Origin of the sequence: Hydrogenophaga sp. (assembly GCF_022844385.1) — a bacterium.
Taxonomy (GTDB): Bacteria; Pseudomonadota; Gammaproteobacteria; order Burkholderiales; family Burkholderiaceae_C; genus Hydrogenophaga.
In genome coordinates this window covers 9763-26583 of record NZ_JALHLX010000039.1, presented here as the reverse complement: position 1 = coordinate 26583, position 16821 = coordinate 9763, and the positions used below count along the sequence as shown (strand labels likewise).

The window sequence follows — 16821 nt, the reverse complement described above, 5'->3', positions numbered from 1 at the left end:
AGCTCTGACGCCGAACCCACCTCCGCTGCCGAACGCGCATTGAGGATCTCTGAACGCAGGTACAGGAGGCTTTTTGAAGCCGCTTTCGACGGAATTCTTTTGCTCAACGCAGAAACCGCACAGATTGAAGACGTCAATCCCTACTTGGTGAAGCTGCTTGGGTATTCCCGTGAAGAGTTCCTGGGCAAAAAGGTATGGGAGCTTGGCGCATTCAAAGACACGGCGCTCAGCAAACAAGCATTCGCTGAACTTCAGGAAGATCACTTCATCCGGTACGAAGATTTGCCCCTCGAGACCAAGGACGGGAGGCGCATCGCCGTCGAGTTCGTCAGCAATGTGTATCTCGTTGAAGACTTGCGGGTCATTCAGTGCAACATCCGCGACATCACCCTTCGCAAGCAGGCGGAGAACGATCTGCTTGAGGCGAACAACCGTCTGCAGAGCATCGTCGGCTCTGCGATGGACGCCATCATCACCGTTGATGAAGCACAGGACATTTTGGTGTTCAACGAGGCCGCCAGTGCGATGTTCGGCTGCCCTGCTGCAAACGCGATCGGCGAGCCGATCGACCGATTTTTTCCTTTGCGCCACCGATCTGGTGAAGCAGAAAAACTGATTGATATTGACGACAGTTTCGATGCATCGCATGCAGTGAACAGGCTTCGACAAGTCAGTGGACTCCGGGCAAACGGACATGAGTTTCCCGCCGAAGCGTCGATCTCGAGTACCCGAGTCCAGGGGCGGCAGCTGTATACCGCGATCGTGCGCGACGTCAGCCTTCGAGTGGCCGCTGAACTCGCACAGAAGAACCTTGAAGGACAGATTCGCCAAGCTCAGAAAATGGAAGCACTGGGGACTCTGTCAGGGGGCATTGCGCATGACTTCAACAACATCCTTGGCGTCATCATCGGAAACGTCACGCTGGCTCAGGAAGAGGTTGATCACGCGAGTGCTGCCCAAGTGAGCTTGACGGAAATCGCCAAAGCCGCGAAGCGCGCGAGATCTTTGGTGGACCAAATTCTGACCTTCAGCCGCAACGAAGTTCAAGAGCTCGTTGACCAGCCGCTGCTGCCACTGCTTGAGGAAGCCAGGAGGTTGCTGCGCGCCACGCTCCCCGCCGCGGTGCACTTTGAGGGGCGATTTGCCACCGTGCCCATCTATGCACGGGTTGACGCTTCTCAGATCCTGCAGCTGCTGATCAATCTGGTGACCAACGCCTGGCATGCTTTGCGCAGCGAAGCAGGGAAGATCAGCGTTGAGTTGGATGAGGTGAAGCTCTTCAAGCCAGAGGCTCAGCGATGTGGAGGTCTGTCTGCGGGACGGTATGCACGCATCCGGGTGAGCGACGACGGACAGGGTATGGATGCGGCGACGCAGATGAGGGTTTTTGAGCCGTTCTTCACCACCAAACCCAGGGGAAGCGGGACTGGTCTGGGTCTTGCAGTCGTTCACGGCATTGTCAAATCGCACAGGGGGGGTATCACTCTGAAAAGTGCACCGGGCGAGGGGTGCGTTTTTGAGGTGTACCTTCCTGCGGTGCCAGCTCCGTTTTCGGACTCAGCAAAGGCAATCGAGCAACCTGTTGAAGTGATTGGTCACGGCAAGCATGTTCTTTACCTCGATGACGATGAGTCGATGGTGTTCCTCATGGAGCGTCTGTTGCGCACTCGCGGCTTCAGAGTCAGCGCTTTTGAGATCGCCGAAGAGGCGCTGAAAGCAGTCAGAGCAGACCCGACTGACTTTGATTTGATCGTCAGCGACTTCAACATGCCCAATGGCTCCGGACTCGAGGTCGCGCTTGCCATGCGCAAAATCCGGTCGGATCTGCCGGTGGTGATCATCTCAGGCTTTGTGACCGACGAGTTGCTCGAGGGCGCACTTGCGGCCGGCGTGCAGGAGGTTGTTTACAAGCCCAACTCTGTCAGCGAGCTTGTCGACTCGATCGGCCGTCTGCTGCACGCATAAGGCGGCGAAATGCTCGGGGAACAACGCAATCTCATCACCCACGAAAGTCTGTCCATGTCTCACACCCAAGTCCCCAAGCCGCATCGCCCGAGCCACGACCTGCCCGCAGAGCGTGAGCCGCCTGAGCCTCCGGTCGAGCTTGACGAGGGGCTGACTCCACCGCTCATTCCCGATGACCCAGAGCACGACCGGATCATCGACCCCTCCGGCATGCGATCGCAGGCGGAAGATGCGAGAACAGTCCAGCCTCACAATCGATGAAGCATGCCTGTGAACTGGATCGATAGCCTGCAATGGCCAGCCATGGTCGTGACGGTTATTGCTGCCTGGCTGATTGCATCCCAATCAAAACGTAGGCGGCAGACAGGCTTCTGGATCTTTCTTCTGAGCAACGCGCTCTGGGTCGTCTGGGGGTTGCACAGCAGTGCTTACGCCTTGGTCGTTTTGCAAATCGCACTGGCGATCCTCAATATGCGAGGCGCAAGAAAGAATGAGCAGCCTTCCAGTCCAAGTGCGGACGCATGACCCGTTCACCAACGCGGAGGTCCAACGGCAGGCTCGTGGTGGTATGAGGTCGTCCAGATGCGTTCCGATGTCAACCCTCCGCTGCCCTACCGAGCGCGCTTGCTTCATGTGAACTTTTCAAGATTCGCAGGAGATGTGGCGATCAGTCGCCTGCATGTGTCATTCATGCCTCTGCTGTTCTTCTTCCCAAGGTTGGCCCGCCAGGGTTGGCGTGCTGACCAGAAGCAGGTCCCGGCCGCACCAGTCCGATCCGGCTCAAGAGTCAATTCATCCGTCGATGCAGAAACATCTTGCGTAAGGTATTTTTTTGCATAAAATTCATTTTGTGCAAAATACAAGCCAACCCAAACTGGCCACTCAGATCGGCCAGACGCTGTCCGAGCAGGCGTTCCTGCGCCTGCGGCGCGATGTCATCGGTGGAGCCCACGCCCCCGGCGCAAAGCTCAAGGTGGATGAACTGCAAGAGTCATATGGCTATTCGAGCAGTCCTTTACGAGAGGCCTTGAACCGACTGAGCCAGGAGGGCCTGGTCAAGGCGGACGACCGGCGCGGCTTTCGCGTGGCGCCGATCTCATCCGAAGACCTGGCCGACCTGACCCACATGCGGCTGATGGTGGAGGTGCCCGCATTGCGCCTGGCCATCGAGCACGGCGACGACGCTTGGGAAGCCGCCGTGGTGGCGGCAGCGCACCGACTTGAGCGTGCAGAGGCTCACCTCGGTGAAGGCCCTCAGGTGCTGGATGAGGCCTGGAGCCAGGTGCACCGCGACTTCCACATGAGCCTGCTTGCCGGTTGCCCTTCGAAGCGGCAGCTGGCACTGAGTGCCAGCCTGTTTGACCAGGCCGAACGTTACCGACGCTTTTCTGCGCGCCACCGCGTGAGTTCGCGCAGCAAGAACCGCGAGCACAAGCGCCTGCTGGAAGCGGTTCTCAAGCGTGATGCCGATACCGCGTGCGCGTTGCTGGCCGAGCACACCCTGGGTACGCAGCGCAATGTGGACGCGGCTCTGCTGCGCATGCGTTCCGCGGCCAACTGACATCTCCCGCCCGCCCTCTTTTGAGAAGGACTGCCCATGCTTTCCGTGACCCGGCCCACGCCTTCGCACTTCGGCATCTACGCCACCGACCCCGACCTGCTGGTCAACTTCTACACAAAGGTCTTCGGTTTGACGCAGACCGATCGCGGCCAGGGCAAGACGTTTCCGGTGGACCTGATCTTTCTAAGCGCGAGCCCTGATCAGCACCACCAGTTGGTCATTGCGGGTGGCCGGCCGAAGGAGGCCACGTTCAGCACGATCATGCAGATCTCCTTCGTGGTGCCCAGCATCCAGTCGATGCGCGAGATCCGCCAGAGCGCGCTTGCGGCGGGCGCCACGAAGATGCGCGGACTCAACCACGGCAATGCGCTGTCCATCTATTTTTCTGATCCCGAGGGGAACACGGTGGAGGTCTACATCGACACGCCTTATTACGTCGCCCAGCCGCACGGCGATCCGCTGGACCTTGAGAAGAGTGACGAAGAATTGATGCGAGAGACCGAGGCGATCTGCCGCGCCGACCCGACCTTCATGCCCATCGACGAATGGCAGGCGCGCTTTGCGCAGCCAGCACCCCGCGGCTGATTCAGCAAGCCACCCAACCCGATTCATTTTTCAGGAGACTTCATGCGACTGCTTTCATACCTTCACAACGGACAGGAGAGCTACGGCGCCGCCATGGGCGAGAACGTCGTGAACCTCAGCCGCGCCTTCCCGCAGTACCCCACCCTGGCCGACTACCTCGGTGCAGGACGTTGGAAGCAGGCTGCCCGGGACGCCGAGGGGCAACCGGTGGACGGCACCCTGGCCTCCACCGTGTACCTGCCGGTCATTCCGCGTCCGGAAAAGATCGTCTGCGCCGTGCGCAACTACATGGACCACCACAAGGAGGTGCTGGCCGCCGGTATGCAGCGTGAGCTGTCCGAAGAGCCGCCCATCTTTCTGCGTGTATGGCGATCGCAGGTTGCGCATGGCCAGCCCATCGTGTGCCCCCGCGTCTCCGAGACGTTGGACTGGGAGGGCGAACTGGCCGTCATCATCGGCAAAGCCGGGCGCGACATTCCGGAAGCGGAGGCTTTCGAGCATGTGGCTGGCTACGCCTGCTACAACGACGGCAGCGTGCGCGAGTGGCAGTTCCACGCCAAGCAGATCGCTTCGGGGAAAAACTTCGAATCCACCGGCGGCTTCGGTCCCTGGATGGTCACGGCCGACGAGATCGAGCCCAACGCGGAGCTCAAGCTCGAAGTGCGGCTCAACGGCACGGTGGTCCAGTCCAGCCACACCGGCCACATGATCTTCCCCATTGCGAAGCTCATCAGCTACGCCTCCACGATCTTCACCCTGGTGCCGGGCGACGTGATCGCCACTGGCACGCCAGCCGGTGTGGGCTGGAGCCGCAAGCCCCAGTGGTTCATGAAGCCCGGCGATGTATGCGAAGTCGAGATCGAACGCATCGGAACGCTGGTCAATCCCATCGTGGCCCAGGTCTGAGCGAGGCGAAGCGCGTGCAGGCAGTTCAGGTTCAGACGCCGGGCGGTCCCGATGCGCTGCAGCTGGTGGCTCTGCCGGAGCCCCAGGCTGGTGCGGGCGAAGTGCGCGTGCGCGCGCAGGCCATCGGCGTCGGGCGCCCCGACGCGCTGATCCGCAACGGCACCTACAAGTGGATGCCGCCCCTGCCCGCCATACCCGGCGCTGAACTGGCCGGCCTGGTGGATCAGGTGGGCCACGGGGTCACACAGTGGGCCGTGGGTGACCGTGTGCTGGTCAGCGCTCGCGATCTGGCGCAGCGCGGTGGTTGTTACATGCAGTCCATTGTTGTGCCCGAGGCCGCGCCGTACCGGCTGCCCGATGCCATTGCTTTCACCGATGCCGTCAGCCTGCCCAACCTGCAGCTGGCCCAGGCGCTGCTGCTGGGACTAAACGGGGGCCGTGCCGACGCGCGCAGCGTGCTCATCACCGGGGCATCCGGCGGTGTGGCCACCATGCTGGCCCAGCTGGCGCGGCACCACCAGATGTTGACGCTGGGCACGGCGCGCACGACCGACAAACGCGCCTTTGCCATGGCGAACGGATTTGACGCGGTGCTCGATCCGGCAGAGCCGAACCTGCCGCAGCGCGTGAAAGCCCTGACCGAAGGCGTGGGGGTGGATCTGGCGCTCGACCCCATCGGTGGGCAAACCCTCATCGACTGCCTGCACAGTCTGGCGCCCCTGGGCACGGCGGTCTCCTACAACATCGTTGCCGGCCCACCCGCAGAGGACGTGTTCGCCACCCTGCGCAGCCTGCTCGGACGCAGCCTCGCGGTGCGCTGCTTCTCCATGCACACCTTTGACGAAGACACCCAGCGACGGCGTGCGCTGATGCAGGGCGCGATCGACCTCATGGCCGCGGGCCATGTGAAAGCGCCCACGCCCACCTTGCTGCCGCTGGCCGAAGCAAGGCAAGCCCATGTCCTGCTGGACTCCGGAATGACCACTGGAAAGATCGTGCTGCAACCCTGACCTGATTCCTCAACCGCGGAACAAAGCCACGGCACGCACTGTGGCATCCGCTTCATCCACCACCCGCAAAGGAGACATTCCATGCAACGCAGACATTTGATGCAGGCCGGCGCCGCTCTGGCCGTCACGCCCTGGTTCCCGGTCCATGCCGAGACGTATCCGGAGCGCCCCATCAGGATGCTCCAGGGCTTCGCCCCGGGGGGCAACGCCGACAACATCGCCCGCGTCATCGGCATGGAGATCGGCAAAACCCTGGGCCAGCCGATCGTGGTGGAGTCGCAAAGCGGCGCCGGGGGCACCCTGGCCGCCGGCAGCGTGGCACGCGCCAAGCCCGACGGCTACACGCTGTTGCTGGCCACAGGCGGTCATGCGGTGGCGGGTGCGCTCTACAACACGCTGCCCTACCGAACCGTGCAGGACTTCGACGCCGTCTCCACCATCACCTTCTTTCCGTTCCTGGTGGTGACCACGGCCGAGTCCAAATACAAGAGCTTTTCCGATGTGCTGGCCGCCGCGCGTGCGGCACCAGGTTCTCTCGCGTACGGCACGGCGGGCATTGGCTCCACCCACCACCTGGCGGGCGAGCTGCTGGCCAAGATGGCCGGCGTGCAGATGCTGCACGTGCCCTACCGGGGCGACTCGGCATCGCTCACCGCGCTGCTGTCGGGTGACGTTCCCTTCATCATCGCCCCGCCCACGGCGGTGCTGTCGAACATCAAGGGGGGCAAGTTGCGCGCCCTGGCGGCCACCGGCCCCCAGCGCTGGCCTGGCCTGCCCGACGTGCCCACAGTGGCGGAGCAAGGTGTGGCGGGTTACGACGTGCGCTCGTGGGCAGGCGTGCTGGCGCCCGCCGGCCTTCCCAAGCCGGTGCTGGACCGCCTCAACGCCGAGATCAACAAGGCCTTGCTGCTGCCGGCCGTGAAAGCCCGCTTGGAAGAAATGGGTGGAGAAGCCCGGGGCAGCACACCCGAAGAGATGAAGACCATGGTGGCGAACGAAACCCAGCGCTGGTCGCAAGTGGTGGCAGACGCCAAGATCCCAAAACAATGAACGGCCACGCCCGCTTTGACGGCCCTTTCCCAACCAACTGCACACCATGTCCCTGATCGAAATCCGCAAGCGCAGTCTCACCGTCGAAACCATCTATCACGAGGGTGGGCCGCCGCCGGCCCAGCCGTTGAAGCTGGCGGCAGCTTGCGCGGTCATCCGCAACCCCTACGCCGGGCGCTACGAGCCCGACCTGATGCCCTTCATGGCAGAACTCCGCGGCCTCGGCACGCTCCTGGCCGAGGAGCTGGCGGACACGCTGGGGCGCGACCAGGTGGAGGTCTACAGCAAGGCCGCCATCGTGGGGGTGAACGGCGAACTTGAGCACGCAGCCGTGTGGCACGAGGCCGGGGGCTGGGCGATGCGCGCGGTGCTGAGCGAGCCCAAGGCCATCGTTCCCGCCTCCAAAGCAGTGGCTGCCACCGGCTACCGGTTGATGGTGCCTCTGCACTACATCCACGCTGCATATGTTCGCAGCCACTACAACAGCATGGAGATCGGCATCCAGGACGCGCCGCGTCCCGACGAAATCCTGTTTGCCCTCGTCATGGGGACCGGCGGACGCATCCACTCGCGCCTGGGTGGTCTGACCAAAGAGAAGGTGTCGGTGCACGATGGCCAGCGCTGACCGTGGATGACCCCGAAATCGCTGGAAAAAAAGCGTCGAACTGCGCCAGCTGAGTCCTGCGACGCGAATGCGCAGGAATATCGGGTGATGAGATCAACCCCAACTGTCCAAACTCTGGGGCCGCTTCACCTTCATCAAATTGAACCGCCACGGAATTGAGTTTCCCCGGCTTCGTGGAGTGGCCGATCTCGAAGGAGCTGCAGCCATTCGAGCATGCGCTTCCCCAGCGACCTGTGATCACCCTCCCTCCCGCTTCAGGCCTGTGTTGTGAAAGTCCGCAACCAGTCTTGAGCCGACCTCAAAACACCCCGGAACCACAGCCCCGCACAGAACACAGGCACCGGCGTGTCCCGCACGCCCCTCCGCCTGGGGCAGATGCCTGCGGCCGTTCTTCAGCCCGGCATCGCACGCAGTGCAGACAGATAGTCCGCGCCTCTGGCCTCGGCAAAGATATCCAGCGTCAGTGTGAAAGCCGCCTGCAGGACCAGGCCCACGCCGATGCCGGCGGCCACATCGTGGCGCTGCAGGAAGGCAATCATGCCCACACCCAAAATCAGCAGCAGCATCTCGACCGTCTTGTAGATCGAAAACTTGTTCATCACCGTCTGCATGCGGGTGGTTTCTTCGGCCTGGAGTGCTGCGGGGTTGGACACCAGCTGCGCGCTCAGGGTGGACAACTGGGTGTCGGTGCGCAGGTAGACCGATGCACCCACCGCCACCTGCAACAGCGCAATCGCCACCAGGGGCCAGGCCATGGATTTCAGGCGATGACCGTTCATGCAGAGCCAGGCGCTGAGGCCAATGGCCAGCAGGCCAACGGCCATGAATATCAGGCTCTCCTGCTTCTCTGCGCTGAAGTAGCTGCTCATGTGGTTGATCATGGTGCGCGCCTCAGGCAACAGGTCGTGTCAGGTTCTTGACCACCCGGGTGGCCAGGTTGCGAGGCGTGACGCGCATGCTTTGCGCCATGGCCCAGTTCACGAAGCCGGGGATGTACACCCTCTGCCCGCGCTGCATGGCACGGTAGCCCAGTGCTGCAACGGCTTCTGCGGTGGGCAGATTTTTGCCCTTGACCAGTGCCGACTGGCCCAGATCGGCCTTGTCCTGAAAGCCGGAGGCGGTCGGGCCCGGGCACAGCGCTGTCACGGTCACACCGGTGTCTTCCAGCTCGGACGCGATGGCCTCCGAAAAGCTCAGGACGAACGACTTGGTGGCGTAGTACACCGCCATGTAGGGGCCCGGCTGAAAGGCCGCGGTCGATGCCGTGTTCAATATCTTCCCGCGCGTGGCCAGCAGGTCGGGCATGAAGAGCTTGGTCAGCACGACAACCGTGTTCATGTTGAGCTGCATCATCGCCAGCTCGGAGGCCAACGCCGAGTCCTTGAACTCACCAAAGGCGCCGTACCCGGCGTTGTTGACCAGCGCACTCAGGACGATGCCGCGCGCCTTGATGTCGGCATGCAGTCGTGCTGCGCCATCGTTGGTTTCGAGGTCTGCACCGATGACGGTGACGACCACCTTGAAGCGCTGTTGCAACTCATCGGCCAGGGCCTGCATCCTGGCCACGCCGCGGGCGGCCAGCACAAGGTGGTAGCCGTCTTGCGCGAAGTGGTGGGCGAGCGCCTTGCCGATGCCTGACGAAGCGCCGGTGATGAGTGCTGTCTTGTGGTGTGCGGGGGATGTGGGCAAAGGGGTTCTCCAGTGGGCTGTTGTCGATGGAGGCATTGAGAACCCGGCACCAAGGTGCCATGTCAAATGTTTTTTGGCCTGGACCGAAGGCATTGAAATACCTTGACCTGGCACCTTGGTACCAGGTTCAGAATGGGCGCAAGCCTTGTGCGAAGACTTCCCGGCCACCCGACACCCACACCCCATGAAAACCGTCATCACCGTCAAGGCCTTCCAGGCCTTGCAGACCACCAGCGCCTTGTGCAAGGCGGCCAACGTGAGCCGGGGTCAATTGCGCCTGTACGAAGAGGACGGTTTGATCACGCCACACAGCCGAACCGAAGCCGGTTATCGGCAATACGGCACCGACACCCTGGACCGGCTCAAGGTCATCAAGAACCTGAAGGAACTCGGCTTCACACTGGCCGAAATTGCGCTGTTGCTGTCCGATCGCGATCAGGGCGCGCTTGACGAAACGGCCATTCAGCGCCTGGCCGCGCAAGCGCTGAAGAAGATCGACGAACGCATGGCCGCCCTGCAGGTCATTCGTGGGTATGTGGCGCCGGTGGCCGTGGGCGACATGAGCGTGCTGCAGGACGAAGACTGCAACTTCGTCTTTGAATTCATGACCGCCCTGTCTGCTGGAGAAACCCGGCGACGGGCCTGATACCGCGAGCGCTGCGGCGTCCAGGGCCGGCAACTCCTGCAGGCGGACCTGGAGCTGGCGGCCCGCAGCGACTCAGTTTTTCTTTGGGGTCGACTGGTCCTGCAGTTTTCTCAGGATGAAGAGCACGATCCATCCAAACACGGCACTCACCACGGCCGTCGCTTCCAGCCCCATGCCCGCCGCCACGCCCACGGCCGCAGTGAGCCAGATGCCTGCGGCGGTCGTGAGGCCTTTCACCGATTCGTCCTGCAACTTGATGATGGCGCCGGCCCCCAAAAATCCAATACCGGCAATGACGCCTTGCATCACCCTGGAGACATCTTCGATCCGCATGCCGGCTTGATGCGGAATCAGCATGAAGAGGGCCGCGCCCAGGGCCACCAGCATGTGTGTCCTCAGTCCAGCCGCAGCGCCCACCGACTCCCGCTCGTAGCCCAGCAGGGCACCGAGCAAGAGGGCCACAGAAAGTCGCAGGCAGATCCTCGTCACATCTTCAGCGTTGGCGAGGTCCGAGAACTCCAGTCGAACGGTTGTCCATATCTCATTCCACATCGTTGGTCCGTTTCATTGTTCACAGGGTGGGGGCCATTCTGGTCCAAGGCGCGCGCCTCAACCCATGACGCGATGGCGTGTGTTGCCGAACAGACCACAGCTTGCAGCGCAGACAGACTGCAAGGCACGCGTGACCTCTGGCACACGTTCCTTGCAGATACCCATCTGCGTCCCATTCACTCCATTCACAGGAGCACCCCCCATGAACTACCAAGAACGCGACTCCCTCGGAATCTATGCTGGCGCCAATGCCCTTGAAGGCGGCGCCCCTGACCACGATCGCGGCCCCGGCCCACACCTGATGGGCGCTGACACCTTGATGGGCAATGACGTCTTCAATGCACAGGATGAAGACCTCGGCGACATCAAGGAAATCATGCTCGACATGCGCACTGGCCGCGTGGCATACGCCGTGCTCTCGTTTGGTGGCTTCCTGGGCATGGGCGAAAAGCTGTTCGCTGTGCCCTGGGACGCATTGACCCTGGACACCGTCAACAAGCGCTTTGTGCTCGACGCCAGCAAAGACCGTCTGGAAAGCGCCCCCGGCTTTGACAAGGACGCCTGGCCCGACATGGCTGACGCGAGCTGGGAAAAGGGCATTCACGATTACTACGGCACCAAGCCTTACATCGACCCGCGCCTGAGCTGAAGTTGCATGGTGCCGCGCCGTCCTCCATGGTCGGCGTTGGCCACCCCTCACCCGCGCGAGTTCTGCTTGCGCGGGTTTTTTTGCGCGGGCTCCCTTGCGCTCACCAGCCATCTGGTGCGGAAATGACCGGTCGTATTCGACCTTCACCACCGGACAGCACTCGCACAGCCTCGGTCACGCCTTCGCGGCGCACGCCCATCATGTTGGAGGTCATCTCCTGGGTCATGAACTCCCACCATGCCCTCATTGCCGACCACGGCAATCCCGGCGGAGTCGCCGTTCTTCATCACGTGCAGCAGGGAATCAAGAAAGGGCATGCCTTCATCAGAGCTTGGGAGGCTCTGACATTTCCGTGGTTCGCCAGCCGAGATCCAAACTGTCCAATCCACGAAATCATGGACTTTGGCTACGGCCACCTTTGCTGGCCTGGCTTTTCATGTCGGAGCTCAAGGAGCGGGAAGAACTGGCGTGCATTCCGCACCCTTTTCGACCTTTGACGAGTGCGGTGCTGCGTCGATAGTCAAGGCTCTCTCTACTGCCAGGCCCCAATGACACAACAAGAAACGCGCCCAGGGTGGTTGGTGAGCATCCAGAACATTGGCCCTCGCCCAGCTGGCTCGACATGGCTCGCGCTCCGCACCCGTCATCACACGCCCGAGAACCCCCCGAGACGGGCGGTGCCGACACATCCCGGCTCATCGTGGGCGGCTTTGTTCATCCTGGCTCGGCTTTTCTCCATTTCCTCCCTTTTGGCCGCTGCTCCCGCCGTGTGGGCGCAGCAGCAGCCGAGCGCTGGCAGCGAGCTCTTGCAAATCCCACAAGCGCCCAGCTTGCCGCCCAGGGCGCCAGAAATCCGCATCGAGCAGGGCAAACAGGCTCCGTTGCCCCTGTCAGACCAGACCGGCGTGCGTGTCAACACCCTGCGCATTACCGGTGCCAAGGCGTTCCCGGAGGCCACGCTGCTCGAAGCCAGCGGCTTCAAGCCGCAAGGCGTGATGACATTGGCCGACATGCGCGGCCTGGCCGAGCGCGTGTCCGACTACTACCATGCGCAAGGCTATTTTCTGGCTCAGGCCTACCTGCCTGCGCAGGACATCAAGGATGGCCTGGTCACGCTCGCCGTGCTGGAAGGTCGCTACGGCGCGGTCACGATTCGCAACCAAACACGGCTCAAGGACAGCATCGCCCGGGGCTTGACCGAGCCAGCGCCCGACGACGCCGTCACCATTGCACCACTGGAACGCAGCTTGCTGCTGCTGAGCGACCTTTCTGGCGTGCAAGTGCAGTCCACCCTCACGCCGGGCGCCTCGGTGGGCAGCTCGGACCTGGTGCTTGACGTGGTGCCCGGGCCCCTGGTTTCCGGCAGCGTTGATGGCGACAACCACGGCAACCGCTACACCGGCCGCGGGCGCGTCGGCGGCTCGCTCAATTTGAACAACCCCTCGGGATACGGCGACGTGGCAAGCCTGCGCCTGCTGACCTCGGGCAAAGGCCTGAACTACGCCCGCGCCGCATACCAGGTGCAGGTCGAGCGCGCAAAAGTCGGCGTGGCCTATGCCCACCTCGACTACAGGCTCGGCAAGGAATTCGACAGCCTGCAGGCCCACGGAGCGGCCAGCATCGCCAGCGTCTACAGCAGCTACCCGCTGCTGCGTTCGCGCCAGTCCAACCTGTCCGTGCAGCTGGCCTTTGACAGCAAAAGCCTGCACGACCAGGTGAACGCCACCAACATCAGCCAGAAGAAAGTGGTTCAGGTGCTCATGCTGAGCCTCCAGGGCGACCACCGCGACAGCTTTGCCGGTCCGGCAGTCAACACCTACAGCGTCACGGGAACGGCTGGCAACGTTGACCTGCGGGACACGGTGGCCCAGGTGGCTGATGCCTCCACCGCCAGAACCCAGGGCTCGTACGGCAAGCTGGGCTTCAACCTGGCCCGGCTGCAAGGCGCCGGCGCTTCGACCCAGTTCTACGCAGCAGCCAGCGGGCAGCTGGCCTCCAGGAATCTGGACGTCTCTGAAAAGATGCAACTGGGCGGGGCCAATGCCGTGCGCGCCTACCCGGAGGGCGAAAGTTATGCCGACCGCGGTTTTGTGCTCAAGCTGGAAGCGCGGTACACATGGCCTCAGACGAACAGCGTGGCGGGGCAAGTTCAGCTGGTCGGGTTCATCGACAGCGGCGCTGTGACGTTCAGCCGCAACCCCTGGGCTACCGGCGCCAACACACGCAAGCTCAGCGGCGCCGGCGTCGGCCTGAACTGGTCGGTCGGCGACTCGTTTTTCGTCAAGGCCTTTTACGCGCACAAGCTGGGGTTCGAGCCTGCCACCTCGGCGCCGGACGCCAGCGGCCGGTTCTGGGTGCAGGGTGTGAAGTACTTCTGAACAAGCTGCTCTGCGACTGACAACGCCAACGAAACAAAGGGCCATTGACATGAACCACATCCACCGCTCCGTCTGGAACAGCAGCACCGCCACCTGCGTGGCCACAGCCGAAACCTCAAAAAGCAGCGGCAACAAGGTGTCGTCCAACACGGGTGCATTGCAGGCGGGTCGCTGGGCGCTCAAGGCCCTGGCGGCCTCGCTCTGGCTGGCCTATGCGGCGGGCGCTTCCGCGCTTCCGCAAGGCGGCGAGGTCACGGCCGGCAGCGCCAGCGTGACGGCCACACCCGGCAAGTTGACGATCGTGCAAGGCAGCCCGAGTGCGGTACTGAACTGGCAAAGCTTCAGCATCGGCGCCGGCGAGGCCGTGCAGTTCGTGCAGCCCGGTGCCAGTTCGGTAGCACTCAACCGCGTGGTCGGCACAGATCCGTCCACCATCCTGGGCAGCCTGTCGTCCAACGGCAAGGTATTCCTGGTCAACCCCAACGGCATCCTGTTCGGCAGGGGCGCTTCGGTCAACGTGGGTGGCCTGGTGGCCTCCACGCTCAACATCACCGACAGCGACTTCATGGCCGGGCGCTACAAGTTCTCCGGCAGCAGCACCCAGGCGGTGAGCAATCAGGGCACGCTCAACGCACCGGGTGGCTCTGTCGCCCTGCTGGGCGCCCACGTGAGCAATGAAGGCGTGATTGCCGCGCGCATGGGCTCGGTGTCACTGGTCGGCGGCCAGGCCATCACGCTCGACGTGGCCGGTGACGGCCTGCTCAACATCACCATTGACCAGGGGGCGGTGAATGCGCTGGTCAGCAACGGCGGACTGATCCAGGCCGACGGCGGCCAGGTGCTGATGACAGCCCAGGCCGCTGGTCATCTGCTGAAGACGGTGGTCAACAACACCGGTGTCATCCAGGCGCAAACCCTGGTCAACCACAACGGCAGCATCAAATTGTTGGGGGACATGCAGAGCGGCACGGTCAACGCGGCGGGCACGCTGGACGCCAGTGCGCCGGCCGGTGGCCATGGTGGCTTCATCGAGACCTCGGCCGCGCAAGTGAAACTCGACGGCGCGCTCAGGGTCACGACGGCGGCGTCTGCAAATGGTTTGACCGGCAACTGGCTGATCGATCCGACCAACTACACCATCGCTGCCACCGGAGGCGATCAGACAGGCGCGTTCTACACCAACGCCCTGCAGACCAGCAACGTGAGCATCGCGACCGTCGCCACCGGCGCCGGACTCGGCGACATCAACGTCAACGACACGATTGCCTGGTCGGCCAACAAGCTGACCCTCACCGCACACAACAACATCAACATCAACCAGCCGCTGCGCGGCTCCGGCACGGCCAGCCTGGCGCTGGAATATGGCCAGGGCGCTGTTGCATCGGGCAATACCGCCACGTACAACGTGAAGGCCGCCATCGACCTGCCTTCGGGCCAGAACTTCAGCACAAGGCTCGGCAGCGACACCGCCGTGCCGACGGTCTACACCGTGATCAACAGTCTGGGCGACCCGACCAGCACCAGCGGAACCGACCTGCAAGGGATGTCCGGCGATCTGGCCGGCCACTACGTACTCGGCAGCAACATCGATGCGAGCTCGACCGCAGGATGGAACTCGGGCGCGGGCTTCACGCCCATTGGTGAAGCCAGCTTGCCGTTTGCCGGCGTCTTCGATGGTCTGGGCCACACCGTGTCCGACCTGACCCTGCGCCTTGTCCTTGGTGCCAGCTCGGTCAAGGTTTCCGGATTGTTCGGATCAACCACCTCCAACGCCCGGATCCGCAACGTGGGATTGGTGAACGTCAGGTCGTTCACATCGGGTTGGAACAATGAAGGCCGGGTGGGAGCGCTGGTCGGTATCAACCGGGGCGCCATCCACAACACTTACGCCACGGGCACCCTGGTGGGAAACACCTATCTGGGTGGCCTGGTTGGCCTGAACCAAAACACGGGGACGATCAACAACAGCTACTTTTCGGGCTCGGTGACCGCGGGCAACCGCCTGGGCGGTTTGGTCGGCGTCAATGAGGGGAGCATTTCGAACGCCTACAGCACCGGGAGCGTCAGAAGCTCCGCAGGCCAAGACCTGATCGGCGGTCTGGTCGGGCACAACAACGGCGGCACCATCCGCACGAGCTATGCATCCGCCAACGTGTCCAATGCCGATCCCAATTCCATGGGTAGCCTGGTCGGACACAACGGTGGCTCGGTCAGCAACAGCCACTGGAACGTCGACGTCAGCCCAATCCCCGGGATCGCCGGGGGCACGGCGACCGGGGCCACCGGGTTGACTTCTTCCCAGATGAAGCAACAGGCCAACTTCGTCGGATGGGACTTTGCCGACACCTGGCTCAGCCAGGCGGGGCTGGTCGATCCGCTGCTTCGCGCCTTCATGGCGCCGCTGACCGTGAAGGCCAATGACGCCACCATGACCTACGACGGCATGGCGTATGACGGCGCAGGCGGTGTCAGCTACACCAGCCAACCCAACGCCAGTCTGCTGGGGAGCGTGACCTTTGGCGGCGTCTCCCAGAACCCTTTGCACGCCGGCAGCTACACCTTGACCCCAGGCGGGCTTTACTCTGCCCAACACGGCTACATCGTCACCTATGCCAGCGGTACGCTCACAGTCAACCGCGCAAGCGTCAACCTGAGTGGGGAGCGCGTCTTTGACGCAACGACCCGCTTCACTGCGTCCAGTTTTGGCTCCAACGGTTCGATCGGTACCGGGGTCGGGACAGAAACATTGATCCTGAATGGCACCGGCACGGTCGCGAGCGCAAACGCGGGCGTTCAAGTGCTGAACCTGGGCACGCTCGCGCTGGCCGATGGCAGCGGCCTGGCCTCGAACTACACGTTCACGGGCGGCACGCACACCGGACGGATATCTGCCCCCGAAGGCGAGCTCACGCTGGCCAACGGCGCCAGCAGATTGGGCATGGCGATCATGAGCGGCGGCGATATTGCGCGCATTCAAAATCCGGTGGCCAGTGAGATTTCGCTGAGCGCATACGGAGAGTCTGACGGCGAAAACAAGGGCGTCAACGTCGTCCCATCGGTCTTGGGCAACACAGCCGAACTGAACCTCACCGTGGTTGGAGCAGGCATCAAGTCACCGCCGGGTGTGCTTGCAAACAACGGGGAAGACCCGGAAATCCGATGACCGCTCCCGGTCAGCAGTCGCCGTCCGTGTCCGTGGTTCCCT

At 62.9% G+C, this 16821-nt stretch carries 15 protein-coding genes and 2 pseudogenes; 13 read left to right on the top strand and 4 right to left on the bottom strand.

Annotation, left to right across the window (positions count from 1 at the left end; all coding sequences use genetic code 11):
* The 9 genes and pseudogenes from Q0C59_RS09335 to Q0C59_RS09295 form a co-directional block, all read left to right on the top strand.
* Positions 1 to 1965 (top strand): PAS domain S-box protein (locus Q0C59_RS09335; protein WP_291214393.1); only part of this gene is annotated, 1965 nt, incomplete at its 5' end.
* A 264-nt stretch (positions 1966 to 2229) separates the two neighbouring features.
* Entirely contained in the window at positions 2230 to 2490 is a 261-nt protein-coding gene (locus Q0C59_RS09330; RefSeq protein WP_291214391.1) for a hypothetical protein, read from the top strand.
* Positions 2491 to 2902: 412 nt separating this feature from the next.
* Positions 2903 to 2992, top strand: a pseudogene (locus tag Q0C59_RS19640) (GntR family transcriptional regulator); the annotation flags it as partial.
* The gene (locus Q0C59_RS09320; protein ID WP_366518832.1) at positions 2993 to 3526 is read left to right on the top strand and encodes an FCD domain-containing protein; all 534 of its coding nucleotides are present in this window, start codon (positions 2993 to 2995) and stop codon (positions 3524 to 3526) included.
* A gap of 36 nt (positions 3527 to 3562) precedes the next feature.
* Positions 3563 to 4111: a VOC family protein gene (locus tag Q0C59_RS09315; protein ID WP_291214389.1), complete on the top strand. Its 549-nt coding sequence runs from the start codon at positions 3563 to 3565 to the stop codon at positions 4109 to 4111.
* Between the two features lie 42 nt (positions 4112 to 4153).
* Positions 4154 to 5017 (top strand): fumarylacetoacetate hydrolase family protein, encoded by an 864-nt coding sequence (locus Q0C59_RS09310; RefSeq protein WP_291214386.1) that lies wholly within the window; start codon positions 4154 to 4156, stop codon positions 5015 to 5017.
* Positions 5018 to 5031: 14 nt separating this feature from the next.
* Positions 5032 to 6027: a zinc-dependent alcohol dehydrogenase family protein gene (locus Q0C59_RS09305; protein WP_291214385.1), complete on the top strand. Its 996-nt coding sequence runs from the start codon at positions 5032 to 5034 to the stop codon at positions 6025 to 6027.
* 81 nt (positions 6028 to 6108) lie between these two features.
* A complete protein-coding gene (locus Q0C59_RS09300) occupies positions 6109 to 7077 on the top strand; it encodes a tripartite tricarboxylate transporter substrate binding protein (protein WP_370654302.1) in 969 nt (322 codons plus the stop codon).
* A gap of 46 nt (positions 7078 to 7123) precedes the next feature.
* Positions 7124 to 7702 (top strand): amino acid synthesis family protein, encoded by a 579-nt coding sequence (locus Q0C59_RS09295; RefSeq protein WP_291214383.1) that lies wholly within the window; start codon positions 7124 to 7126, stop codon positions 7700 to 7702.
* A 392-nt stretch (positions 7703 to 8094) separates the two neighbouring features.
* Here the strand turns inward: Q0C59_RS09295 and Q0C59_RS09290 are convergent, their stop codons facing one another.
* Positions 8095 to 8583, bottom strand: a complete 489-nt coding sequence (locus tag Q0C59_RS09290) for a hypothetical protein (protein ID WP_291214381.1) — start codon at positions 8581 to 8583, stop codon at positions 8095 to 8097.
* 10 nt (positions 8584 to 8593) lie between these two features.
* A complete protein-coding gene (locus tag Q0C59_RS09285) occupies positions 8594 to 9391 on the bottom strand; it encodes an SDR family oxidoreductase (RefSeq protein ID WP_291214379.1) in 798 nt (265 codons plus the stop codon).
* A gap of 184 nt (positions 9392 to 9575) precedes the next feature.
* Here Q0C59_RS09285 and Q0C59_RS09280 point away from each other — a divergent pair, with 184 nt between their 5' ends.
* Positions 9576 to 10037 (top strand): MerR family transcriptional regulator, encoded by a 462-nt coding sequence (locus Q0C59_RS09280; protein WP_291214377.1) that lies wholly within the window; start codon positions 9576 to 9578, stop codon positions 10035 to 10037.
* Between the two features lie 72 nt (positions 10038 to 10109).
* Here the strand turns inward: Q0C59_RS09280 and Q0C59_RS09275 are convergent, their stop codons facing one another.
* On the bottom strand, positions 10110 to 10589 hold the full coding sequence (locus tag Q0C59_RS09275; RefSeq protein ID WP_291214375.1) for an MgtC/SapB family protein: 480 nt from the start codon (positions 10587 to 10589) through the stop codon (positions 10110 to 10112).
* A gap of 202 nt (positions 10590 to 10791) precedes the next feature.
* Here Q0C59_RS09275 and Q0C59_RS09270 point away from each other — a divergent pair, with 202 nt between their 5' ends.
* Complete coding sequence (locus Q0C59_RS09270; protein WP_291214373.1) at positions 10792 to 11238, top strand: PRC-barrel domain-containing protein; 447 nt, start codon at positions 10792 to 10794, stop codon at positions 11236 to 11238.
* 102 nt (positions 11239 to 11340) lie between these two features.
* Here the strand turns inward: Q0C59_RS09270 and Q0C59_RS09265 are convergent.
* Positions 11341 to 11464, bottom strand: a pseudogene (locus tag Q0C59_RS09265) (Crp/Fnr family transcriptional regulator); the annotation flags it as partial.
* 580 nt (positions 11465 to 12044) lie between these two features.
* Between Q0C59_RS09265 and Q0C59_RS09260 the strand changes: the two are divergent.
* Together Q0C59_RS09260 and Q0C59_RS09255 are read left to right on the top strand one after the other, a co-directional pair.
* The gene (locus Q0C59_RS09260) at positions 12045 to 13616 is read left to right on the top strand and encodes a ShlB/FhaC/HecB family hemolysin secretion/activation protein (protein ID WP_291214369.1); all 1572 of its coding nucleotides are present in this window, start codon (positions 12045 to 12047) and stop codon (positions 13614 to 13616) included.
* Between the two features lie 49 nt (positions 13617 to 13665).
* The gene (locus tag Q0C59_RS09255) at positions 13666 to 16779 is read left to right on the top strand and encodes a filamentous hemagglutinin N-terminal domain-containing protein (protein ID WP_291214367.1); all 3114 of its coding nucleotides are present in this window, start codon (positions 13666 to 13668) and stop codon (positions 16777 to 16779) included.
* Positions 16780 to 16821 lie beyond the last annotated feature (42 nt).